The sequence below is a fragment of the Mycobacterium sp. 1165196.3 genome, from assembly GCF_001673415.1.
GTDB lineage: Bacteria > Actinomycetota > Actinomycetes > Mycobacteriales > Mycobacteriaceae > Mycobacterium > Mycobacterium europaeum_A.
The window spans coordinates 1-22616 of record NZ_LZLU01000223.1 but is presented as its reverse complement, the minus strand read 5'-3'; the positions used below and the strand labels follow the sequence as shown (position 1 = coordinate 22616).

At 68.1% G+C, this 22616-nt stretch carries 21 protein-coding genes and 3 pseudogenes; 8 read left to right on the top strand and 16 right to left on the bottom strand.

Annotated features, from left to right (window positions below; all coding sequences use genetic code 11):
- The first annotated feature begins 45 nt into the window (after nucleotides 1-45).
- From A5659_RS22545 to A5659_RS22530, 4 genes are all read left to right on the top strand, one after another.
- On the top strand, nucleotides 46-408 hold the full coding sequence (locus tag A5659_RS22545; protein ID WP_066878880.1) for a DUF4226 domain-containing protein: 363 nt from the start codon (nucleotides 46-48) through the stop codon (nucleotides 406-408).
- A 135-nt stretch (nucleotides 409-543) separates the two neighbouring features.
- Entirely contained in the window at nucleotides 544-1992 is a 1449-nt protein-coding gene (locus A5659_RS22540; protein ID WP_067184385.1) for a DUF4226 domain-containing protein, read from the top strand.
- Nucleotides 1993-2042: 50 nt separating this feature from the next.
- Nucleotides 2043-2360: an ESX-1 secretion-associated protein gene (locus A5659_RS22535; protein WP_066861971.1), complete on the top strand. Its 318-nt coding sequence runs from the start codon at nucleotides 2043-2045 to the stop codon at nucleotides 2358-2360.
- Entirely contained in the window at nucleotides 2357-2668 is a 312-nt protein-coding gene (locus tag A5659_RS22530) for a DUF2694 family protein (protein ID WP_066861738.1), read from the top strand. The genes A5659_RS22535 and A5659_RS22530 overlap by 4 nt, the downstream gene beginning before the upstream one ends.
- Before the next feature lie 24 nt (nucleotides 2669-2692).
- Here the strand turns inward: A5659_RS22530 and A5659_RS28280 are convergent, their stop codons facing one another.
- Nucleotides 2693-2836 (bottom strand): hypothetical protein, encoded by a 144-nt coding sequence (locus A5659_RS28280; RefSeq protein ID WP_170880091.1) that lies wholly within the window; start codon nucleotides 2834-2836, stop codon nucleotides 2693-2695.
- Nucleotides 2837-2918: 82 nt separating this feature from the next.
- Between A5659_RS28280 and A5659_RS22525 the strand changes: the two genes are divergently transcribed.
- Nucleotides 2919-4631, top strand: coding sequence for a DUF5632 domain-containing protein (locus A5659_RS22525; RefSeq protein WP_067184380.1), 1713 nt, complete (start codon nucleotides 2919-2921; stop codon nucleotides 4629-4631).
- 75 nt (nucleotides 4632-4706) lie between these two features.
- On the top strand, nucleotides 4707-5024 hold the full coding sequence (locus A5659_RS22520) for a DUF2710 family protein (protein ID WP_066861731.1): 318 nt from the start codon (nucleotides 4707-4709) through the stop codon (nucleotides 5022-5024).
- A gap of 90 nt (nucleotides 5025-5114) precedes the next feature.
- On the opposite strand, the gene A5659_RS22515 is transcribed toward A5659_RS22520, so the two are convergent.
- Both A5659_RS22515 and A5659_RS22510 read right to left on the bottom strand, forming a co-directional pair.
- Nucleotides 5115-5888, bottom strand: a complete 774-nt coding sequence (locus A5659_RS22515; protein WP_067184377.1) for a TIGR03084 family metal-binding protein — start codon at nucleotides 5886-5888, stop codon at nucleotides 5115-5117.
- Between the two features lie 50 nt (nucleotides 5889-5938).
- Nucleotides 5939-7271 (bottom strand): annotated as a pseudogene (locus tag A5659_RS22510) (MFS transporter).
- A 97-nt stretch (nucleotides 7272-7368) separates the two neighbouring features.
- Between A5659_RS22510 and A5659_RS22505 the strand changes: the two are divergent.
- The gene (locus A5659_RS22505) at nucleotides 7369-7977 is read left to right on the top strand and encodes a YqgE/AlgH family protein (RefSeq protein ID WP_156748789.1); all 609 of its coding nucleotides are present in this window, start codon (nucleotides 7369-7371) and stop codon (nucleotides 7975-7977) included.
- Between the two features lie 21 nt (nucleotides 7978-7998).
- Here the strand turns inward: A5659_RS22505 and A5659_RS22500 are convergent, their stop codons facing one another.
- The gene (locus A5659_RS22500; protein WP_066861720.1) at nucleotides 7999-8340 is read right to left on the bottom strand and encodes a hypothetical protein; all 342 of its coding nucleotides are present in this window, start codon (nucleotides 8338-8340) and stop codon (nucleotides 7999-8001) included.
- 56 nt (nucleotides 8341-8396) lie between these two features.
- The gene (locus tag A5659_RS22495) at nucleotides 8397-9572 is read right to left on the bottom strand and encodes an LpqN/LpqT family lipoprotein (RefSeq protein ID WP_067184424.1); all 1176 of its coding nucleotides are present in this window, start codon (nucleotides 9570-9572) and stop codon (nucleotides 8397-8399) included.
- 183 nt (nucleotides 9573-9755) lie between these two features.
- On the opposite strand from A5659_RS22495, the gene leuS reads away from it, so the two are divergent.
- Nucleotides 9756-12665, top strand: coding sequence for a leucine--tRNA ligase (gene leuS / locus A5659_RS22490; RefSeq protein ID WP_067184373.1), 2910 nt, complete (start codon nucleotides 9756-9758; stop codon nucleotides 12663-12665).
- 6 nt (nucleotides 12666-12671) lie between these two features.
- Here leuS and A5659_RS22485 read toward each other — a convergent pair whose 3' ends face one another.
- The 11 genes and pseudogenes from A5659_RS22485 to A5659_RS22435 form a co-directional block, all read right to left on the bottom strand.
- Nucleotides 12672-13343, bottom strand: coding sequence for an SDR family oxidoreductase (locus tag A5659_RS22485; protein WP_067184369.1), 672 nt, complete (start codon nucleotides 13341-13343; stop codon nucleotides 12672-12674).
- Nucleotides 13344-13402: 59 nt separating this feature from the next.
- A complete protein-coding gene (locus A5659_RS22480) occupies nucleotides 13403-13906 on the bottom strand; it encodes a MarR family winged helix-turn-helix transcriptional regulator (RefSeq protein ID WP_066861711.1) in 504 nt (167 codons plus the stop codon).
- A gap of 64 nt (nucleotides 13907-13970) precedes the next feature.
- Complete coding sequence (locus A5659_RS22475; RefSeq protein ID WP_066861708.1) at nucleotides 13971-14720, bottom strand: amino acid ABC transporter ATP-binding protein; 750 nt, start codon at nucleotides 14718-14720, stop codon at nucleotides 13971-13973.
- On the bottom strand, nucleotides 14717-16531 hold the full coding sequence (locus A5659_RS22470; RefSeq protein ID WP_067184367.1) for an ABC transporter substrate-binding protein/permease: 1815 nt from the start codon (nucleotides 16529-16531) through the stop codon (nucleotides 14717-14719). Before A5659_RS22470 ends, A5659_RS22475 begins: the two co-directional genes overlap by 4 nt.
- A gap of 50 nt (nucleotides 16532-16581) precedes the next feature.
- Nucleotides 16582-17323, bottom strand: a pseudogene (locus tag A5659_RS22465) (GntR family transcriptional regulator).
- 120 nt (nucleotides 17324-17443) lie between these two features.
- Complete coding sequence (locus A5659_RS22460) at nucleotides 17444-18256, bottom strand: LLM class F420-dependent oxidoreductase (protein WP_067184365.1); 813 nt, start codon at nucleotides 18254-18256, stop codon at nucleotides 17444-17446.
- A 15-nt stretch (nucleotides 18257-18271) separates the two neighbouring features.
- The gene (locus A5659_RS22455) at nucleotides 18272-19186 is read right to left on the bottom strand and encodes an alpha/beta fold hydrolase (protein WP_067184361.1); all 915 of its coding nucleotides are present in this window, start codon (nucleotides 19184-19186) and stop codon (nucleotides 18272-18274) included.
- Between the two features lie 49 nt (nucleotides 19187-19235).
- Nucleotides 19236-20444, bottom strand: coding sequence for a DUF1214 domain-containing protein (locus tag A5659_RS22450; RefSeq protein WP_067184357.1), 1209 nt, complete (start codon nucleotides 20442-20444; stop codon nucleotides 19236-19238).
- Nucleotides 20445-20446: 2 nt separating this feature from the next.
- Nucleotides 20447-21250, bottom strand: coding sequence for a sugar phosphate isomerase/epimerase (locus A5659_RS22445; protein ID WP_066861687.1), 804 nt, complete (start codon nucleotides 21248-21250; stop codon nucleotides 20447-20449).
- A gap of 1 nt (nucleotide 21251) precedes the next feature.
- Nucleotides 21252-22421 carry a sulfotransferase gene (locus A5659_RS22440; RefSeq protein WP_067184353.1) on the bottom strand — a complete coding sequence of 390 codons (1170 nt, stop codon included), beginning with the start codon at nucleotides 22419-22421 and terminating at the stop codon, nucleotides 21252-21254.
- Nucleotides 22418-22546 (bottom strand): annotated as a pseudogene (locus tag A5659_RS22435) (LLM class flavin-dependent oxidoreductase); the annotation flags it as partial. The gene A5659_RS22440 and the pseudogene A5659_RS22435, both read right to left, overlap by 4 nt.
- Between the last annotated feature and the right edge of the window lie 70 nt (nucleotides 22547-22616).

The window sequence follows — 22616 nt, the reverse complement described above, 5'->3', positions numbered from 1 at the left end:
AACACGAGCGCCCGGTGACGCGGGCACGACGAGAAGGGTGAGCCGATGCCGGAACAACCCGGACCTTCGTTAGAGGCCGTCGAGGCGCGGCGCTCGGCACTGGCGAGTCAGCATGGCGCCGCGTCCGAAGCCGACCGTTTGCTGAACGAGGTGCTTTCCAGCGCTCACGATGCGGCGCGCGAGAGCGTCAGGCGGCTGGACTCCATCGCCGAACAGATCGACCACGCGACCGTGCACCAGGCGGACCTCGCCCTCGATACGCCCATGGGGGCGCGTGAGTTTCAGAAGTTCCTGCTGGCCAAGCAACGCGAGATCGCGTCGGTCGTGGCCGAGGCGCGCGAATTCGGGCAGGCCAAAAAGGCTGTGCTGCAGAGTCTTCGGGACCAGTACGCCGCCGAAAGCGGCTAACCGGAACTAGTCCACACCGCCCAGCGCACTGAATTGTCACCGACCATGCCCGTGAGTACCGTCGCCCGACATGGAGGGGTCGCGTGTTTACCGGCAGCAGCGTTCGAGCGGGCTGCGCCGCCGCCCGCCCGGCTGATGTCCGCGTATGACGACCTGCTCGCCGCGGTCAAATACGTGCGAGACCGCACCGGCGATCCGAACGCATGGCAGACGGGCTTGGCGCCTGCTGAAGTGACCGCCGTGATCACCCCGACCACCCGGCCCGACCAGGTTGAGGCGATCTTGCGCAAGATCCGCCAACAGCACCCAGGCGTCTTCGGCGCGGGAGCAACCCCCGAGCCGCCCGTGGGCAGGCCGCCCGCCGAAACCACGCCGGATCGCGAATCGGGCGAGGCGGCCGATGCCATCGCACACGCCGAAGCCGCTCTGGCACAACAGAACTCGGCCAGCTCCCAACTGGACATGCAGGTGGTCTCGGCCATCCTGAACGCGCACCTGCGGGCGGTGGACGGCAGAGACGCGCTCACCAGGCTGCAACAAGAGACCGAAGCAGCCGTACGGACCAGGTCAGACCTGGACACACCGGCGGGAGCGCGCGACTTCCAGCGGTTCCTCATCGGCAAGCTCCGCGATATCCGCGAGGTCGTCCTGAACGCCAGCCTGGACGACACGTCGAAGTCAGCGCTGATGGCCGCCTGGACGTCGCTGTACGACGCCTCCAAGGGCGACCCGAAGCCTGCCGGCGAACAACCGCGGGCGGCGGTGGCCGTTGGCGATGCGCCGGCGGCGGGAGCGCCCGACGATCCCGACGCCGAGTGGGATCCGCTGCTGGACTCCTTATTCGGCGACGATGATGGTCTGCTGCCCGGCGATGTTCCCGGCCTGGATCCAACCGCCGGCGCCGCGATCCCGCCCGCGTCGCAACAGCCGTTCGCACCGGCCATGCCCACCTTTGGTGGCGGGTCCCTGCCGGGGCTGGGCTCGGTGCCCGGATCCATGGCCGGTTGGGACGGGGCCGGCGGCCTTTCCGGCTTACGCGGTGCCGACGGGACCGACCCGGCTCTGGAAGAACCGGCCGACGACGAACTGCCCGACGCCCAAGACCAGGATCCGGGCGCGCAGGACGCCTCGAACGAGGCCGGCGACGGGACCGACGATCAGCCGGGCTCGTCGGATGAGCCGACGGCCGGCCCCACACCGGTGACCCTGCCGGACGGTGAAACGGTCACCGCTGCGAGCCCGCAGTTGGCCGCCGCGATCAAGGCCGCCGTCGCCGGCACCCCGATAGCGGAGGCCTTCCAACAGCAGGGAATGATCATCCCCCCGCCGGGAACCGCGGTCCCGAGCCCCATCGATTCCCTGCAGGTGACGCCGGGCGATATCGGGATGTTCACCGATCGTCACGCGCTGGCCCTCAGCCCCGGCAAGGCGCTTCTCGACGGCCAAATTCAACGCATCGCCACCGTGAGCGGGCCGAGCTTCCTAGGCTGGGAGCATCCGCCGGCGGCGACCGCGGCACCAGCGACGCCGGCCAAGCCTGACCCACCGACACCTACCCGGCCGGCGACCTCGTCGACCACCTGACAAAAATGAACTCGTCGGCAGTGCCGGCGGTCGTCAACAGGAGACAGCGGATGGCAGATTCGATTCATGTAGTGCCTGCGCACCTACGTCAGGCTGCCGCGCACCACCAGGACACCTCGGAGTACCTGCGTACCGTCCCGTCGTCGCACCCCGCGATCCAAGAGAGCCTCGATTCGCTCGGGCCGATCTTCAGCGAGCTGCGTGACGCGGGCCGTGAGCTGCTGGAACTTCGACGCCAGTGCTACGAGCAGCAAGCTGCCGACCACGCCGATTTGGCTGACAAGCTGACCGATTCGGCGGCGATGTGGGAACAGCACGAGCAGGAGGCGGCCGGGAAGTTCGGCGACATCGTCGACCGCGGTCGATGACCGACGCGAATCCCGCTTTCGACACTGTTCACCCGAGTGGACACATCCTCGTCCGCTCCTGCCGCGGCGGCTACATGCACAGCGTCGCGCTGAGCGAAGAGGCGATGGAAACCGATGCCGAGACGCTGGCGCAGGGCATTCTGCTGACCGCCGACGTCTCATGCCTCAAAGCGTTGCTGGAAATTCGCGACGAGATCGTCGCCGCCGGGCATACGCCCTCCGCGGAGGTTCCGACCCCGCGCGACCTCGACGCGGCCATCGAAAAGTTGCTGGCGCACAAACTGCGTCGCCGCAACGGCGCGATCTAGCGGGCCGTCATGCGCGCCGCCGGCCTAGCGGAGCCACGGCTTGGCGACGCTGGGATCGGGCGCGATACCGGTCGGCGGCTCTACCGGGTTGGGGCCGAACAACTCTCGTGCGCGAGCCAGCAAGGTGCGGACCTCGTCGAGTTGCTGCTGCAGTGCAGAATCAGCCATGTCCTCACGCTACCCAGGGCCCTGCGAACGCACAATTCACTGACCGCACAAGTCGTCGGCTGGGTCCCGGTACGCTTAGCCGGTGGCGGTCTTCGGTCGGATGTCGGCGCGCCAGCGCCTCCGGAGAGCTACCCGGGAATCACTGGCGACGCCGGCTTTCAGCTCTCCTATCGACTGCACCCCTTGGGTGACAGGCGGGCTGTGGCCTGCCGAGTTGTCGACGGTGACGGCCGAAACGGCAACTCTCGCTGAACATCTCAAGGCCGACCTGCAACGAATTGCGCACGCCGCCAACGACGAACTGAAGTTACTCAAGCGGGCGGGCATGACCGACCCGTCGCGCCAGGCGGCCGAGGCGCGGGTCATCGAGGAGGCCCGGGCTCGCGCCGTGCGCCGAGTCGAATCGACGACCCGCTACCTGCATGCCGTGAAGAGCGGAGCCCGACCCCCCGCTCCTCCCCCACCGCGGCCGGAGCCGCCCCGCGCGGACCTGGACAAGACGCAGGTGCTGCCCACAATCCGTGAGGTCAGGGCCGTCCCCGAAGCGCCCGCGCCGGGTCGACTAGATCCGACACCACCAAGGCGTCGTCGTCGCCAGTCCGCGCCCGACCCGGTCGCCGAAAGTGCATCGCCGCAGGCGGCTCGGCGGGAACCCGCCGACGCGTCCCACCTCGACGACACACAAGTCATCCCGGTGATCAGGTCCGAGCCGGTTCTGCCAGCGCCACCGGGGTCTGCACCCGAGCCGCCTTCGGACGAGGCCGACTCCGGCCGCCATCACGCGGTGGTCGAGCCGCCCGCCGTTCGCGACGAACCGGAGGGGGCCAGCGAGCCGGCCACTTCCGACGACGAGCCCGTCGGGACCACCGACGCATCCCACCTCGAACAGACGCAGGTCATTCCGGTGATCACGCAGGCGGAGCCGGCGCCCGGGGCGCCGGTGCAGCGTGCACCCGAACGGGCACCCGAGCCGGCCGACTCCGGCCGCCACCACGCGATCGTCGACGAGCCGGTCACCGCCAGCGCGGAGCCCGAGGCGCCGCGGGAGGCCGCCGCCGATGCCATCCCGGCAACCGCCGATGCCACCCCGGCAACCGCCGATGCCACCCCGGCCGAGGTCGAGCCCGAGACGGCCGCCTTCGGCGCGGCCCGGCCACACATCGAAAAGCCTTCACCACCAAAGGGATTCGACGACCAGCGGCTGAACCGGCTGCTCGAATTCGTGGTGCGGCAGGAGCCACGCCTGAATTGGGCGATCGGAGATCGCGCCGACGGCACGACGGTGTTGGTCACCGATCTCGCTCACGGATGGATACCCTCAGGCATCAGCCTTCCCGCCGGAGTTCGGCTGCTGGAACCCGAGCGCCGCAGCGGCAGGGTCGCCGCGCTGATCGGCGAAACGGTCCGCGTCGTCACATACACTCCCGGTGATTCATTGCGCCGCTCGGTCGATTTCGCCGCCACCCGATCGTCGGGGGAGCCGCGGGCACTGCCCGTCATCGATGATCTGGCGAGCGTGCTGAGTGCGACTACGCGCGGGCGTGACGACCTGCCCAAGATCGTGCCCCGGTTGGCGGAAGCCGCTGCCGCGGGAACCGTCGTCGTCGACCAGGAGGTCGACGTGCTGCGGGTCCATCTCGATACCGCCCGCTACCAGCTCCTCGTTCAGTATCCGAACGTCAATCCCGCGCTTCTGCTCAAGTGCCTCCTGATGGCCGCCACCGAGGGCATTGCCAGCGGCGACTCGGTGTCGGCGAATTACCACCTCGCGTGGTACCAAAAGCTCGCCGCGTGACCGCCCGGCAGGTCTGCTGCACAGCTGTCCGCGTCTGAATTGACGCTGGTCGGAGGGCTCGACGATACTGTCAGGGTGGCGGGTTCGGGCAGTCGCGCGAATCTCAGCGAGAAGGATCTCGTCGAATCGGTTCTTCGGGAACTGAGCGAGGCGGCCGACAAGTGGGAAGCCCTTGTGGCGCAGGCCGAAGCCGTCACCTACAGCGTCGACCTGGGCGACGTCTATGCGGTCGCGAATTCCGACGGCCGGCTGCTCGAGCTGACTCTGCATCCCGGGGTGATGACCGGGTACGGCCACGGAGAGCTGGCCGAACGCCTGAACCTCGCGATCACCGCGCTGCGCGAGGAAGCCGAGGCGGAGAACCAGGCGAGTTACGGCGGTCCCCTGCACTGACGCGTTTCACGCGCTCATCGGCCAGTTCACGCGCTCATCGCCCGGCGCTTGGGTTGATGGGCGCCGGCTCTCTTCGCGCGTTTCACGCGCTCATCGCCCGGCGCCGGGAGGACCCGCGAAAGCCTGAGCTATTCGCAACCAGCGCTGAGCGTCGTCGCCCTCGGCGGTGATGTCGAGCGCGCTCAGCGGGCGTCGTTGGGTGACCAGGTAGCAGAAATCCTCAGCGGACCCGCGGACACTCTGCTCGGCATCGGGCGGCCCCCACGACCAGGTGTCGCCGCCGGGTCCGCGCAGCTCGACCAGGAACGGCTCGGGCGGCGGCGCCAAGTTGTTGACGGCGAAGGCGAAATCGCGGGTGCGGACCCCCAGGTGAGCGATCGACCGCAGGCGTTCAGTCGCCGGCCTCGTCACGCTCAGCGCGTCGGCGACATCGAGGCCGTGCGCCCAGGTCTCCATCAGCCGCGCAGTGGCCATCGATGCCGCACTCATCGGTGGGCCGAACCACGGAAGTTTGCGGCCCGCTTCGACCGTGAGCAGCGCCTCGTGCAGCCGTCCCCGGGTGACCCGCCAGTCGGCGAGCAGTTCGGCGGGCGTCAGGGCCGCCAGTTCTTCGGCGCCTTTGTCGACGAAGCCCGTCGGATCCGCGGCCGCGCCCGCCAACACCTCCGTGAAGCCGGGCTCGTCGGTGACCGCGATCAGCGCGACTCGATCGGTCCACAGCAGGTGGCCGACCTGATGCGCGATGGTCCAGCCGGGCGCTGGAGTCGGATCGGCCCAGCGTTCGGGCGGCAACGGCGCCACCAGCTCGTCGAGCGCGTCGCTTTCGGCACGCAGGTCGTCGACCATGGGCGCGGGGCCGGTCATCGGAGCCGCAGACTGTCGGGTACGGCCGTCGGACAAAGCACGTCTGTACCTTAGCGATCGTTCGCTTGCTCGCCGCGGCGCCCGATGACGCCGTGCACGGCCAGCCCGACCAGGTACAGCACCGAGCCGAACAGCGCGAACGCGGGCGCGTGCCCGTCATCGGGAATCAAGATGCCGGCCACCGTGATCGAAACGATGAACGCGACCCAGAACAGCGCGTCCTGCACGGCGAACACGTGCCCGCGAAGGGCGTCGTCGACGTCTATCTGGATCGCGGTGTCGGCGCAGAGCTTGACCATCTGCCCGGTGACGCCGAGCAAGAAGCCGCACGCGACCATCACCGGAACCAATAGCTCGGCGCCGGCGACCTCGATGATCGCCGACGCCGCCAACGCGCCGTTGGCCGTCGCGTAGCGCCCCCACCGGCGTATCGCCGGCGGCGTCAGGACGTTGGCCAGAAAGGCGCCCAGCCCCGCGGCGCCGAAGAACAGTAAGGCCGTGCCGAATCCCCCGCCCTTGAGGTTTGGCATGTGATGGACCAGCAACAACACCAGCAGCGAGTTGATGCCGACGACCATCCGGTGGGCGGCCAGGCCGGACAGGGTGGCGGCGACCGTAGGGCGCTGTGCCACCGTGCGCGCACCGTGCAGCCAACCGGTGGTCACCGCATAAATGACCGGCCCGTGGATCGCCCGCCAGGTGTCGTCGGGGCCCAGCACCCGGGCACCGAACCGCCACGACAGCAGCAGCGCGATCGACACCGGAACCGCGGTGATGAACACGATCGCCGACGCGCCCTTGTCGCTGGCGCCGAAGATGAAGCGGGGCACCAGCATGAAGTTCGCGCCGAAGAAGGCCGCGATGGCCCCGGACGCGGTGGCGACCGAATTCATGGTCACCACCTGCTCGCGCGGCACCACATGCGGCAACGACGCCGACAGGCCCGACCCGACGAACCGGGCCAAACCGTTGGCGAACAGCGCACCCAGCAACAGCGGCAGGTCACCGGCGCGCACCGCCAGGATGGTGCCGATCGCGGCGATCAGGATCAGCCGGCCGATGTTGGCGCCGACCAGCACCAGCCGCCGGTCCCAACGGTCCATCAGCGCGCCGGCGAACGGGCCCAGCAGCGAATACGGCAGAAACAGAACCGTGAAGGCGCGCGCGATGGAAAGCGGATCCGCGGCCCGGTCCGGGTTGAACAGCAGCGCCCCGGCCAGCGCCGCCTGAAACAAGCCGTCGCCGAACTGGCTCGCCACGCGCACCTGCAACAGCCGCCAGAAATCGGGCAAACCGCGCACCGACCGCCAAATCTCGACGGGTGCGCTGGACTGCATCCGGGTGGGGATCACCGAAACCGACTTCCAGGATTGGGGTTGGCAAAGCTCGCGCGATCAGAGCGGTCCCAACCACAGTACAAATCTCCGGGGCCTACCCCCGCGATTGCCCTGGGCCACGATGCACCGGATGCGATGATGGTGTGGTGCCCCCGCAGGAGGATCCAGAGGACTACGTAGCACCCGCCGCGCAACGGGTGCGCGCGGGCACTTTGCTGCTCGCCAACACCGATCTTCTCGAGCCGACGTTTCGGCGCAGCGTGATCTACATCGTCGAGCACAACGACGGAGGCACGCTGGGTGTCGTGCTCAACCGCTCCAGCGAAACCGCGGTCTACAACGTGTTGCCGCAATGGACGAAGCTCTCGGCCAAGCCGAAGACGATGTTCATCGGCGGACCGGTGAAGCGCGACGCAGCGCTGTGCCTGGCGACGCTGCGCGTCGGCGCCGATCCCGGGGACGTGCCGGGCTTGCGGCACGTGGACGGCCGGGTGGTCATGGTTGATCTGGACGCCGACCCCGAGCTGATCGCGCCGCTGGTCGAAGGGGTGCGGATCTTCGCAGGCTACTCGGGCTGGACTATCGGTCAGCTCGAAGGCGAGATCGAACGCGACGACTGGATTGTGTTGTCCGCCTTGCCATCCGACGTACTGGTCGGACCGAGGTCCGACCTGTGGGGCCAGGTGTTGCGGCGCCAGCCGCTGCCGCTGTCGCTGCTGGCTACCCACCCCATCGACATCAGCCGCAACTAGGGCCGCTCCCCCGGTTTCCGTTCAGGGGCACGACTGCGTGCAGCCGACGCAGCTGCCGGCGCAGGCGGGCGCCGCCGCTTCCTGACGCAGCGCGAAGCGGGCGCTCTGCCACGAGCCCGCGGCCAGCGTTCCCAGCGCGCCCACCACGCACACGATGAGTACCACCAGTGCGGTGTCCGGGACGGCGGCCATGGCGACCGCGCCGCCGGCGGCCAACATCACCGCCGCCGCCAACTGGGTCGGCGCCATCGCGCGCAGCGCCAACGCAGTGGCACCGACGTTTTGGTTGTGCGCCAGCGACCAGGTGCCGAACCCCGCCGAGGCCACCGCCGCACACATGCACAGCACGCCCGCAATCAGCATGGGGTCACAATACGAGCCGGGTGACCGACCCGCGAATCCGGCTCGGCGAGGCGTCCTCAGTGCTGCAGGAACGAGAAGTTCGGCAGCGGGGGCAGGCCCGGCACCATGGCCAGCAGGCTGGGAGCGTGCTGCTGGGTCAACGTCGGCGTTTGCGCGGGCAGTCCGACGGGAGCCGCCGGCGCGGTCTGGGCGAGCGGTACCAGCGGCGCCGCGCCGGGCGCCGGAGCGACCGGAGCCACGGGAGCCGTAACCGGTGCCGGGGCGACCGGGGCCACGGGAGCCGCGACCGGCGCCGGGGTGACCGGGGCCACGGGAGCCGCGACCGGTGCCGGAGCGACCGGGGCGGCGGCGGGCGCCTGAGCCGGCAATCCCACCGGCGACGCGGCGGGTGCCTGGGCCGGGGCCGGCGCGGTCGCACCGGGTGCGCTCACCCGGAATCCGTTGACGATGGCGTCGGTGGCCGGTGCGTCGGCGACACTCACCGCGCGATCGGTGGTCACCGCCAGCGACACGAGGTAGTTGTCGTGCCCCGACGTGGCGATGACGTGGCGCCGCGACGTGTTGAGGGTGAGGTCACCGTCGCGGTACGTGCCCTCGACGATCGACGACGGGAAGCCGCCGAAGTCGGTCATCGCCGCGTTGGTCGGCTGCCACGCCGGAAGCTTCTGGCTGTCGACGTAACCGTGGGTGATGGCCTCCCTCGGATCGAAGGCGCCGACCAGTTTGTACACCACGACCTGCGCGTTCGAGGAATAGATACTGCTGCCCTGCCGGTCGGCGATCACCGCGAACGCATCGGGCACGTTGGGATCGGGCACCTGGGTCCAGCGGGCGGGCACCGGCAGGGTGATGTCGAGCGCCTTGAAGCCCTGCGGCTTCTGCGGCTCGAACTTCACGCCCTTGGACTGCAGGAATTCGCGGATCGTTCCCGACGTCGCGGGAGCCGGAGCCGGCGCCGCCGGTGTGACCGCCGGGGCCGTCGTTCCGGGGGCCGTGGCGGTAGCCGGCGGGACGATCTGGTTGCCGGCGGGCGGGGCCGCGAGATATCTGCTCGGCGGCACCAGCTCGGGCCCGAGGTTCTGCGGTGCCGGCGCGGGAACCGCGGGGACGGGCGCAGGCGCTGGGGGCAACGGGTCTGCCGATGCCGTGCCGCCCGCAACAACCGCCAGGCCCATGAGGCCAGCGACCATACCGCCGAGGAGTGCCCGGTGGACGGGGACGATCTCAATCATCTGCGTCGGTCCTTCCAATGGCTGCCTACCAGAAGCCGTCGATAGGGGCTGACTGTAACTAGAGGTCAAAGGCGGTGAATAGGCTCGAAACACACCTGGGATGAACCTCTGATCGGCGCGCAACGGAACCGAGACCAACCTGTGGCCGGCGTACTCGCCGTGTCGCCCTTATACCCTGTTCAGGTGACCGACTCCCCGACCACCTCGCCGGCAAGCAACTCCGGCGCCGCCACGCCCGACTCCGACGCGCCGCCATATCGCTACACGGCGGCGCTGGCGGGTCGCATCGAGGGCGTGTGGCAGGAGAACTGGGCGAAGCTCGGCACCTTCAACGTGCCCAACCCGGTCGGTTCGCTGGCGCCGGAAGACGGATCCCCGGTGCCGGACGACAAATTGTTCGTGCAGGACATGTTCCCGTACCCGTCGGGGGAGGGCCTGCACGTCGGGCACCCCCTCGGTTACATCGCGACGGACGTGTACGCCCGCTATTTCCGGATGACCGGCCGTAACGTGTTGCATGCGTTGGGGTTCGACGCCTTCGGGCTGCCGGCAGAGCAGTACGCGGTGCAGACCGGCACCCATCCGCGCACCCGGACCGAAGCCAACGTCGTCAACTTCAAGCGCCAGCTGGGACGCCTGGGTCTCGCTCACGACAGCAGGCGCAGCTTCTCCACCACCGACGTCGAGTTCTACAAGTGGACCCAGTGGATCTTTTTGCAGATCTACAACGCCTGGTTCGACACCGCCGCCAACAAGGCCCGTCCCATCGCGGAGCTGGTCGCCGAGTTCGATTCCGGGGCCCGCCGCCTCGAGGACGGCCGAGACTGGGCCGGGCTCTCGGCGGGGGAGCGGGCCGACGTGATCGACGGCCACCGGCTGGTCTACCGGGCCGACTCGATGGTGAACTGGTGCCCCGGTCTGGGCACCGTGCTGGCCAACGAAGAGGTCACCGCCGACGGCCGCAGCGACCGCGGCAACTTCCCGGTGTTCCGGAAACGGTTGCGGCAGTGGATGATGCGAATCACCGCCTACTCTGATCGGTTGCTCGACGACCTCGAAGTGCTGGACTGGCCGGAGCCGGTCAAGACTATGCAGCGCAACTGGATCGGCCGGTCCACCGGTGCTAAGGCGCTGTTCGCGGCGACCAAGGCCGATGGCGAGACGGTCGACATCGAGGTGTTCACCACCCGGCCCGACACGTTGTTCGGCGCCACCTACTTGGTGCTGGCCCCCGAACACGACCTGGTCGACGAGCTGGTCGCCACCGCCTGGCCGGACGGCACCGACCCGCGCTGGACGTATGGCGCTGAGACGCCCGGTGCGGCCGTCGCCGCCTACCGGCAGGCGATCGGGTCGAAGTCAGACCTCGAACGTCAGGAGAGCAAGGCGAAGACCGGTGTCTTCCTGGGCAGCTACGCCGCCAACCCCACCAACGGCAAACCGGTGCCGATCTTCATCGCCGACTACGTGCTGGCCGGGTACGGCACCGGGGCCATCATGGCGGTCCCGGGTCACGACCAGCGCGACTGGGACTTCGCCCACGAGTTCGGCCTGCCCATCGTGGAAGTCATTGCGGGCGGCGATATTTCGGAGGCGGCCTACGCCGGTGACGGGGTGCTGGTCAACTCCGGCTACCTCGACGGTCTGGATGTGGCAGCGGCCAAGGAAAAGATCACCGCACGCCTGGAGTCCGAAGGCCGCGGCTGGGCACGCGTCGAATTCAAGCTGCGCGACTGGCTTTTCGCGCGCCAGCGGTACTGGGGCGAACCGTTCCCCATCGTCTACGACGCCGACGGGCGTGCGCACGCACTCGACGAGGCCGCACTGCCGGTCGAACTGCCCGACGTGCCGGATTACTCACCCGTGCTGTTCGATCCCGATGACGCCGACAGCGAGCCCTCACCGCCGCTGGCCAAGGCCACCGAATGGGTGCACGTCGAGCTGGATCTGGGCGACGGCCTGAAGCCCTACACCCGGGACACCAACGTGATGCCGCAGTGGGCCGGCAGCTCCTGGTACGAACTGCGTTACACCGATCCGCACAACTCGGAGCGGTTCGCCGCCTTGGAAAACGAGGCCTACTGGATGGGTCCGCGCCCGGCCGAGCACGGGCCGCAGGATCCCGGTGGTGTCGACCTGTACGTCGGCGGCGCCGAACACGCGGTGCTGCATCTGCTGTATGCGCGGTTCTGGCACAAGGTCCTGTACGACCTGGGCCACGTGAGCTCTCGCGAGCCCTATCGCCGGCTGGTCAACCAGGGTTACATCCAGGCCTTCGCCTACACCGACGCGCGAGGGTCGTACGTGCCGGCCGAAGAGGTGGTCGAGCGGGACGGCCGTTTCGTCTATCCGGGGCCCGGGGGAGAGGTCGAAGTCTTCCAAGAGTTCGGCAAAATCGGTAAGAGCCTGAAGAATTCGATCTCACCCGACGAGATCTGCGACGACTACGGCGCCGACACCCTGCGGGTCTACGAGATGTCGATGGGCCCGCTGGAGGCGTCCCGGCCCTGGGCCACCAAGGACGTCGTCGGAGCCCACCGTTTCCTGCAGCGCGTGTGGCGTCTGGTCGTCGACGAGCAGACCGGCGACACCCGCGTGGTCGACGGGCCCGCCCAGGAGTTGGCGACCGGGACGCTGCGAGTGCTGCATCGGACCATCGCCGGCGTCGCGGAAGACTATGCGGCACTGCGGAATAACACCGCTGCGGCCAAACTGATCGAATACACCAACCATCTCACCAAGGAGCACCGCGACGCGGTGCCACGCGCGGCGGTCGAGCCGCTGGTGTTGATGTTGGCGCCCTTGGCCCCGCATATGGCCGAGGAGCTGTGGCTGCGCCTGGGTCACGAGACCCCGCTGGCGCACGGTCCGTTCCCGATCGCCGATCCCGCTTTTCTGGTCGACGACACCGTGGAGTACCCGGTCCAGGTCAACGGCAAGGTCCGCGGCCGAGTCATGGTGGCCGCCGATGCCGATCAGGACACGCTGAAGGCCGCCGCGCTCGCCGATGAAAAGGTCCAGGCGTTCCTGGCGGGCGCCACCCCGCGCAAGGTGATCGTGGTCGCCGGCCGGCTGGTCAACCTGGTCGTCTAGCGCCGACTAGCGCCCGGTGGGTCGCAGCATCAGTTCGTGGACGTGGCCGTCGGGCGGGGTGTTCACCGCATGGACGACGGCGGCCGCGACCGTTTCGGGTTTCACGAAGTTGGCCGGGTCGTAGCTGCCGCCCTCGAACTCGACGAGTTCGCGCTGCATATCGCTGTCGGTCCGGCCCGGATAGATCGTCGTCACCCGCAACTCCGGTTCGTCGCTGCGCAGCGAATCCGCGAAGGCGCGCAGCGCGAACTTGCTGGCCGAATAGGAAGCCATGCCCCGCGAGGCGGTGCGCCCGGCGCCGGAGTTGATGAACACCACCTGGCCGCGCGCCCGTCGCAGCGCCGGCAGCAGCGCGAGCGTAAGTTCTACCGGCCCAAAGACGTTCACGGCGAAGGTGGCACGCCACTCGTCGATATGCGAGTCCGAAACGCTGCCGGGTATGGCCAATCCGGCGTTGTGCACCAGCACGTCGAGTTCGTCCACGATTTCGCAGGCGGCTTCGATGTCGCCGGAGTCGGTGAGGTCCAGCGGAAAGGTGGTGGCGCCGAGCCGCTCGGCGACCCCGTCGAGCCGATCGGAGGGTCGGCCGGCCAGCAGCAGGGTGTGGGTGGGGGCCAGCGCCGCGGCGATGGCCGAACCGATACCGCCGCCGGCGCCGGTGATGAGTGCATTGGGCATGCCCGGCAGTTTACCGACAGCCGCAATCGCAGGCGAAAACCATTGAGAGGAAAAGTTTTTCAGGCTTCTTTGCGCGCGGGCGGCACGCCGGCGGGTCCGGATGTCGGATCGCCGGAGGCCAGCCGTTCCAGCGGCGCCAGCGCCTGCATCAGGGTGTTGAGGTCGGAGGTCGGGAGCTGGCTCAGCATTGCGGCCAGGCTGGCGCGCCGATTGGCCAGCGACTCGCCGTGAACGGCCCGCCCCCGTGGCGTGATGTCCACGAGCACCGCTCGCAGGTCGGACGGGTCGCGGGAACGCTTGACCAGCCCGATCTTTTCCAGGCGCCGGATCGCCACGGTCGTGGTGGGGGTTCGCACCCGTTCGTGTGCGGCGAGATCGGTCATTCGAATCGGGCCCTGGTCGAGCAGGGTCACCAGGATCGACAATTGCGCCAGGGTCAGCTCGCCGGCGGCCGCGCCGCTGGGGTCGCCGCGGCGGAGAATCGCAAATAATTTGGACAGCGCCCGGTGCAAACCTTCGGCGAGCTCGGCTACCTCGGCCGGGTTCGTTTCGCTGTCCGCCATAAATCGGGAGTCTATCCCGATATGAGGCGCTTACGAGGGAGCTATTGCCCACCAGTTAGTGGGATCAAAGCACTTGGGACAAAAACCGCTGCAGCCGTTGGGTCTCGGCCGCTTCGAATATCTGCTCGGGCGGTCCAGATTCCACAACCTTGCCGTGATCCATAAACACCACGGCGTCGGACGCCGACCGCGCGAAACCCATTTCGTGGGTTACCACAACCATTGTCATGCCATCGGCGCCGAGGTCGGCAATGAGTTGCAGTATTCCTTTGACCATTTCCGGATCCAGCGCCGAGGTCGCCTCGTCGAAAAACATCACCTGGGGAGCCATCGCCAACGCGCGCGCGATCGCCACCCGCTGTTGTTGGCCGCCGGACAGCATGCTGGGGCGTGCAGCGGCCTTGTGCTTCAGGCCAACTCGGTCCAGTTGTGCCATCGCCAGATCGCGCGCCTCGTCGGCGGGCAGGCGGCGCAACTTCCGCGGCGCCATCGCCACGTTGTCCAGCACGCTGCGGTGCGGGAACAGGTTGAAATGCTGGAACACCATGCCGATCCGCTGGCGGAGCTCGTTGGGATCGTCGCGCAGCACCGACCTGCCGTCCAACAGAATGTCGCCGCTGTCAGGCTCATACAGGCGGTTGAGCGTGCGCAGCAGTGTCGACTTGCCCGAGCCGGATGGCCCGATGATCGCCACGGTGCTGCCGGCGGGTGCCTCGATGTCGACGCCGCGCAGCACCTTGCTCCCGCCCAGAGTTTGGTGAACGTCGTTGGCCGCCAGCGACACTGACGCACGCCCGTGGATGCCGGAGGTCACGTGATCTCCTGGCCGAACGTCGTCACGAGCATGTCGGCATCGTCTGCTGGCGCGGCGGCCCGTCGTCCGCGGCGAAGGCGGTTGTCGATGTAGTTGACCAAATGCGTTAGCGGAATGGTCAATAGCAGGTAGAAGAGGCCGGCGGCCACCAACGGTGACAGGCTGCCGGTTTGGGCGTTGAGATCCCGTCCCACCTGGAACAGCTCTCGCTGATCGGCGATCAGGCCGAGGAAGTACACCAGCGCGGAGGCCTTCAGCAACCCGATGGCCTGATTGACCAGGGCGGGCAGGACGCGCCGGATTCCCTGCGGTACCACCACCAGCCGCATCGCGGTGACGTAGCTGAAGCCAAGGGCCCGGGACGCTTCCAGTTGTCCCGGGTCGACGCTTTGGATCCCGGAGCGCAGGATCTCGCCGATGTAGGCGGCGGCCATCAGTCCCAGTGCGGCGATGCCGAGCGGGTACGGGTTTTTGTTGGTCAGGCCGCTGACCAATGGGCCGATGCCCATCCCGATGAGCAGGATGATCACCACTTCGGGCAGGCCGCGGAAGATGTCGGTGTACACCCGCGCCGGCCAGCGCATCCAGCGCCGGTGCGAGATTCCGGCCATCGCGAGCACCATGCCGAACACCAGACCGATCGCGAGGGCGCTGTTGGTCAGGATCAGGGTGTTGGGCAACCCGGTGGTGAACAACATCGGGATCGCTTGCCGGTACATGTCCCAGTCGAAGAACGAATCACCCAGCTGGGCCAGTGGTGATTTCGGGGCGGGCGGCCCCGCCGATGAGCGGTGTTGTTTGGCGATCGCGGCGAAGTCCGGCAACTGGGGGAGGGGCGCGGCTTTGGAGCCGGGTTTCCAGCCGGGCGGCAGCGACCGCGGCACCCACTGGCTGTACAGGTGCGCCCAGGTGCCGTCGGCGATGACGGCGTCCAGCCCGGAATTGAGCGCGTCGATCAATGGCTTGTTGCCCTGAGCGACCGCGTAAGCCACGAAATTGCCTGGGCTGTAGGTGTTTGCGGTGACCACCGCCGGATCGCCCGGGCGAATGACGGTCGCCGCGAGGGTTCCCGGCGCCACCCACGCATCGATCTGGCGGCTCTTGAGGCTGGCGTACAAGGTGGCGAAGCCGGGGTACTTCACCGGTTGCAGGTGCAGGACGTCGACGACGTACGACTCCTCGACGGTGCCCTGCACGACGCCGATGCGTTGGCCAGCCGCGAGGTCGGTGAATTTATGGATGGCGGACCCGGGCGGCACCACCAGCGAATAGAAGCCGAAGTCGTAGCCGTTGGTGAACGAAACCGTGCGCCGCCGGGCGTCGGTGGCTTTCACCGCTGCCGAACCGACGTCGAAGCGCCGCGACGCCACCTGGGCCAGCAGCGCGGAGAAGTCGGTGCTGACGAAGCGGACCTGCAGACCCAGCTTGTCGGCGATGGCGCGCAGCAGTTGGTTGTCGAAGCCGCTGAACTCGCCGGTGGGGTTGATGCAGATGTTGGGTGGGGCGTCCGACAGCGTGCCGACCGTCAGTACTCCCGGCACCCCGAGGCCCAAGGCGCCGGCGTCGACCGCGCCGAGTGGCTCGACCGACGCCGTCGTGTCGCGGTCGTCCTCACCGGTGGTCGGGTTGTCGGTCACGTCCTTGGGCAGGGCCCGGGCGCTCTCCACCCCGGCCGGCGCGCATTGATTCCAGTCCGCGGCAGCGGGCGGCATCGGTCCGGCCAGCGCGAGCCCGCAAACCATGAGAATTGTCGCGGCCAGGGCGAAGGCCCTTCCGCGGCGCTTGGTGTGCCGGACCACGCGCAAACTCATCAGTGTCACCGTAACGATTGAACGGCGACGCGGCCCGGTCAGCGTCGGTTCTACAGCGCCAGCGACGCTTCGCCGCAGATCGTGTCGGCGTCGGCGATTACCTGCAGTGGCCCGGCGACGACCCGGCTGACATCGTCGGGTGGTGTGAAGACCCGCCGCCGGTACAGTTCGGCGAGCATGGTCTGGGCCATCAGGTAGGAACGGTCGACGCACGCCGCCCGCGCGGCTTCGGGGTCACGCCGGTGTATTGCCGAGGTCTCATCCTCGTAGAACGGCAGCATCTCGTCGCGCCCGCCCTGATAGGTGGTCCAAAAGAGGCGGGGGATGAGGTTCTGTGAGGCGCGGATGGTGGCGTGCAGACGCGGTCCGGCGTACTCGTCGTTGACGGTGCGCCGATACTCGGCCGCGATGTCGGTGAAGGCGCGCGAATCCTTGGCGGTGCGCAGCGAGCGCATGAGCGAATCCAGCTGTCCGATGATCCGCGGCGTGGGATTGGTGGCCGCGCGTGCGGACGCAATCCCATTGAGCAGCCCGTCGAGCTCGTGATGCTCGAGGACGGTGGCTTCATCGAACCTCTCGACGAAGGCGCCTCCGGTGGTAACGCGTGGACACAATGCCGTCGTGTTCGAGTTGGACCAACGCCTCTTGAATGGGCACCCGGCTCACTCCGAGGCCCAGTGCAATTTCGTTGCGGTCGACGCGGTCCCCGCTGCGCAGCTTTCCGGTCAACAACAGGTGGAGAATGTGCGAAACAACCAGGTCCTTTTCTTTGACCCCGTATTTCTTCGGCATCGTTTTGTTGCGTCTCTTTCCCACCGGGTTTGACCATCTGGCGGTGAGAGTTTCTCATGAATTGCCGCGCGTGTTTCGGTGTTTGGCCAATGAACCTGGGGCGAACGCGGCGCGGCCGGTTTAACGACTATTGCGCCACTTGCATAGCGCTTCGGCGGCGGTCAGGTCGTAGTCCGGGCCGTTGACGCCCACGGTCAGCAGGGTTACCCCCAGCGCGGTGAGGCCTTCGGCGTTGGCGATCAACCCGTCGAGGCCCTCGCCGCGACGAACTCCGCTGTTGTCCTCGACGCCGGCCGACCTCTCGATGGTGGACGGGTCGCGCCCGACGGCCGCGCAATGCTCTTCCAGCACGGCGGCCGCCGCCGGGTAGGTGTCGACGGTGGTGAAGCCGTGCCAGATGTCGCCGTACTCCGCGACCATCCGCAGGGTCTTCCGCCGGCCCTTACCGCCGATGAGGATCGGGATGTCGCGGGTGGGAGCCGGGTTCAGTTTGGTCAGCCGACTTTGGATCCGGGGCAGTGCGGTCGCCAGGTCGTCCAGGCGGCTGCCCGCGGTGCCGAATTCGTAGCCGTACTCGTCGTAGTCCCTTTGTTTCCAACCCGAACCGATACCCAGGATGAGCCGGCCGTCGGAAATGTGGTCGACGGTGCGGGCCATATCGGCCAGCAGCTCCGGATTCCGATAGGAGTTGCAGGTCACCAGCGCGCCGATCTGAATGCGCGAGGTCTGCTCGGCCCAGGCGCCGAGCATCGTCCAGCATTCGAAGTGTGCGCCGTCGGGGTCGCCGTAGAGCGGAAAGAAGTGGTCCCAGTTGAAGGCGATGTCGACGCCGATGTCCTCGCAGCGGCGCACCGCGTCGCGGATCTGGCCGTACTGGGGAGCGTGTTGCGGCTGTAGCTGGACACCGATGCGGATTCCGAACTCAGAGGTCATGGGACCACCGTAGGCTCAGCGCGCGTCGAGCACCCCACGCAGGATGTCGATCAGCGCGCGCGGCTGGTCACTCTGCACGGAGTGGCCCGAATTCTCCACGACGTGCGTCGAGCGGAAATGCCTTGCGCGACGGGCAAGCTCGGCCGCGTCCTCGTCGCTGACGAATCCCGATGAGCCACCGCGCACCAACGTCACGGGCGCGGACAAGGCGTCGACATCGTCCCACAGCCCGGCGAAGTCGGGGAAGGTGCGGATGGCGTCGTAGCGCCACGTCCAGTTGCCGTTGTCCAGCTTGCGCGAGTTGTGAAAGACGCCGCGGCGCAGCGCCTTCACCTCGCGGTGCGGCGCGGCGGCGACCGTCAAGTCGAGCATGGCCTGGAAGCTGGGGAACTCGCGTTCCCCGTGCATCAGCGCCACGGTGCCCTGCTGCTCCTTGGTCATCTCGGAATGCCGTTGCAGCGCCGACGGAGTGACGTCGATCAGCACAAGCTCATCGACCAGCTCGGGCGCCACCGCGCCCACCCGGATCGCCGTCAGCCCGCCCAGCGACATGCCGACGACGAGGTCGGCGGAGGCCGCATGCTCGTGCAGGATCGGCAGCAGGGCGTCGGCGTTGCGCTGCGGGGAGTAGTCGCCGTCCTCGCGCCAGGCGGAGTGGCCGTGGCCGGGCAGGTCGACCGCCAGCGCGGGCTCGCCGAGGCCGACGATGATGGTGTCCCAGGTGTGCGCGTTCTGCCCGCCGCCGTGCAGGAACACGATCCGCGGGGCGGTGCTGCCCCAGCGCAGCGCGCTGATCCTGGCTTCGCCCGTGCCGGACTCGACCCGCTCGCCGTCGGGCAGCGGGCCGGAGACCCCGGCCTGCTCGGCGTTTTCGGACAGCAGCGAGAATTCGGAAAGCCCGGCCAGTTCGTCTTCGGAGATCTCGGTCACGATCTTTGACCCTAGACCCGGCGTCTAGGGGCGGGCCGCCACCACCGGGCTAGAGGACGTAACGGCGGCGAATGCCGTGGAAGCGTTCCCACATCGCGGCGGCGCGCTGCGATGCGCCCACCATGGCGGTGCCCACGGGCAGGGCGCCGAGCAGGTCGGCGTGCTTGACCACCCGGGTGTCCAGCACGGCGGGCTCGCCCTCGAGCATGTGCCGGTAGGTCAGGTTGCCGCGCTCGAAGCCCTGGGTGTCCAGCCAGTTGTGCACGCCGGGATCACGGTGAGCCATAACCAGCCGGATCCGGCCGTCGTGGTCGATCTTGGTGCGGCTCGGCGTATAGCTCACCGGCCGGTATAGGTAATCCATGCTGTTGAAGAAGACGCCCATGTTGGTGAACATCCACAGCCCGTCGTGCGCAGCGAATTCGACGATCAGCGCCTCGTCGGGCGCCAGCTCCCAATACATGTTGGCGGCGGCGCGCCCGCGCTTGCTGTCGGCGTCGGTCGCTCCGACACGCGGGAAGGCGTTCGGGTGCTCGGCATCGACACCCCCGTATTTGAACGGGAACTCGGGCCAATCGGACATCAGGCCGGTGACGAAATCACCGGCCCAGCTCATCGCCTCGACCATGTCGGCGGGCGTGGGCAACGGCTTAGGGGAGTCCATGTCGACGCGTTCGATGCGAAGCTGCGCCGGCGACTCATCCCAGCGGTCAAAACCCTGCCGGATGAATAACTTTCGTGACTCCGGCGTGGTCGGCAGCCAGTTCGGCCCGCGCTCCGGGCCGCCGATGTACAGCTCGAATCGCCCGTCGGCGCCGACGTCGAGTTGATGGCCGAGCAGGTTGGCCTGTGGGGTGTCGCCGAACGGTTCGTGCAAGACGCCCGGGCCGGGTGTGCGCCGCCCTTGGACGGTGACGTTGAAAAACCGCGAGGTGCCGCGGGTGCCGGTCAGCCGATAGGTCGACTGCCCGTCGATCCAGGCTTGTTGATAGGTGAAGTCGGCGCAGTCGCCGCCGAGCTTGCGGGTCGGGCCGCAGAAGGTGTGCAGCACCGGGTAACCGGTGTCGCGGGTTTCGAGGGCCAGATCGAAGGCCTGGCCGAGGTTCTGCGTGAGGAACCGGTAGGCGTCAACGCGCTGCAGCGCGGCGGCGGGGTTGGCGTCTTTGAAGACCTGTTCGCCCGCGCGTTGCAGCCGGGCGCAGAAATCGGTCCACGCCGATTGCAGCGCCGCGTCGTCGGAGCCTTCGCCGAAACCCATTGTCACGCGCCCAATCTCTGCAGCATCGCCCCGATGACGTCGCACGCTCGTCGCGCGGACTGCAGGCGGCCCTGCGCTTCGATGCGGGGACCGATCAGTTCCAGGTCGAATCCATGTGCATAGCCGCCGGCCAGCGCCTGGGCGACGAACGCTTCGATTGGAATCGCGCCGTCGCCCGGCACCGCGCGACCCGGCAGCGCGCGGTCGCCCAGCACGTAGTCGCTGAGCTGGATGAGCTCGGTTCGTGGCAATGCCCGCTGCACCATTGCCTCGAAATCGCCCTCCGCCCAGCAGTGGAACAGCTCGATGCAGACGCCGAGCCCGCTCATCTCGGCCAGGGCGACGGTATCGCGCAGGGTGTGGGCGAGATGAATGTCGGCGTAGAGGCTCGACGCGTTCTCGATCGCCAGCGCCACGCCCGCCTGCTTCGCGTGCTCCACGCAGGGTGCGATCATGGCGCAGAAGCGATCGGCGGCGTGCTGCCAGGCCAGTGCGCCCCGACCCCCGGTCAACATGTAGATCACGCGCGCCCCTACCGCGGCCGCGGCGTCGATCACCGTCAGCAGCGCGTCGCGCGCCACCTCTGCGCGGGTGTCCAGCCGGCCATCACCGAAGATGTGGCAGACCGCCTCAACCGTATAGTCGTTGCGCTGCAGAAGCTTTGGAAGTTGCGGATCAAGGACCTGGCTGTCCAGGATGCTCAGCCGCGACACTCCCAGCGCCGCCCAGTGGGCCTCCAGCGTGGTCAGCGGCTCACCGTAGAAGGTGACGCTGTGCACCGACAGCCGTTTGTGCGTCGCCGCCATGTCAGCCGCGGTTCTCGATCTGGACGCCGAATCGCTCACGGAAGGGCCGGAATTCGGCGTGCAGCGCATCGAGGTCTTCGCCGATGTCGGTCAGCAGTTGCGTGGAGTAGCGGAATTTGCCGTATCGGTCGCCGCGGTTGTGGGCCAGGCAGTCGCGCATGGCGGATTCGGCTTCGGGTGTGACCCGACGTCCGGCGAATGCGTAGTAGCGCTGCACCGTCGCAATCTGATCGGCAATGAAATCGGTGTACCGGACGTGCAGGATGCGCGGGTCGTCGACCCAGGGGTTGCTCATCGTGTTGGCGACGCTGGCGCGGGTCAGCTCCAGGTGCATCTTGGCCAAGGCGTGCAGGTCGACGGGACCGACCATGCCCTCGGCGATGTCGGCCATCATCATGGTGCGCGATGCGGCGACCTGAACCGGGTCGCGGTGCAGCCAGACCAGGGTGGCGTCGGGGTAGGTGTCGAACATCTCCTTGAGGCGGAATCCGTGGAAACCCTTCAGCACCCAGTACTTTCGCGGGCGGGCGTACTGCAGTTGTTGCAGCATGGCCTTGTGTAACCGGTATTGTGCGGCCGGGTCGGTGGCCAGTCCGCCGACCAGCGACTGCATGGGCACCCGCCACCACGCGGTGGGGGTCATCACCCGAAAGTCGAACGCCCAGGTTCGTTCGTCTTCGGGCAGCCCGTCGCCCAGCATGTCGTTGTAAGGGTGACTGTGCAGCCATTTCGGCATCTTGGCGTTGATCTCACGCCAGTCGGCGTCGGCCCGCGCCCGGCGGTCGTCATCGGGCGCGGCTAGGCCCGGCGGCGGTGACGGGTACATCACCTCCCAGAAGCGCAGTGCGCGGGCGTTCGGGTCAACCGACATCAGGGCGTGCATAAGCGTTGTCCCCGAGCGTGGTTCGCCGGTGACGAACATCGGCGACTCGATCACTTCGGCGCCGATCGGGTAGCGGTTGCGGTCCTCGATGAGCTCCAGGCGCGACGTCAGCAGCCAGCGACACACCTGCGCGGCCTCGAAACGGCCGTCGGCATCCATGCCCAGGCCGTTGAGGTGGTCGACGGCCACGGCGAAGCGTTCCGGCAGGGTGGGGTCGCCGTAGTCGCGCAACCCGGTTTCGGCCTCGGCGGCGGCGAGCATCTCCGCGGCGTCCAGACGTGCTGTCACGACGGGCCTCCGCAGAGGCGCACCAGCTCATCCTCGGCCGCAAGGACATTCGCGGCCGAAGCCTGTGCGTATTTCAACCCGGCCATGGCGCCGTAGTCGAGTATTTTCGGCACGCGCAGGCCCGAGATGGTGCTGGCCGTCGTGCCGCATGGCACACCGAAAGAGGTCGCCAAGATCGTCAAGACCTACGTGGAC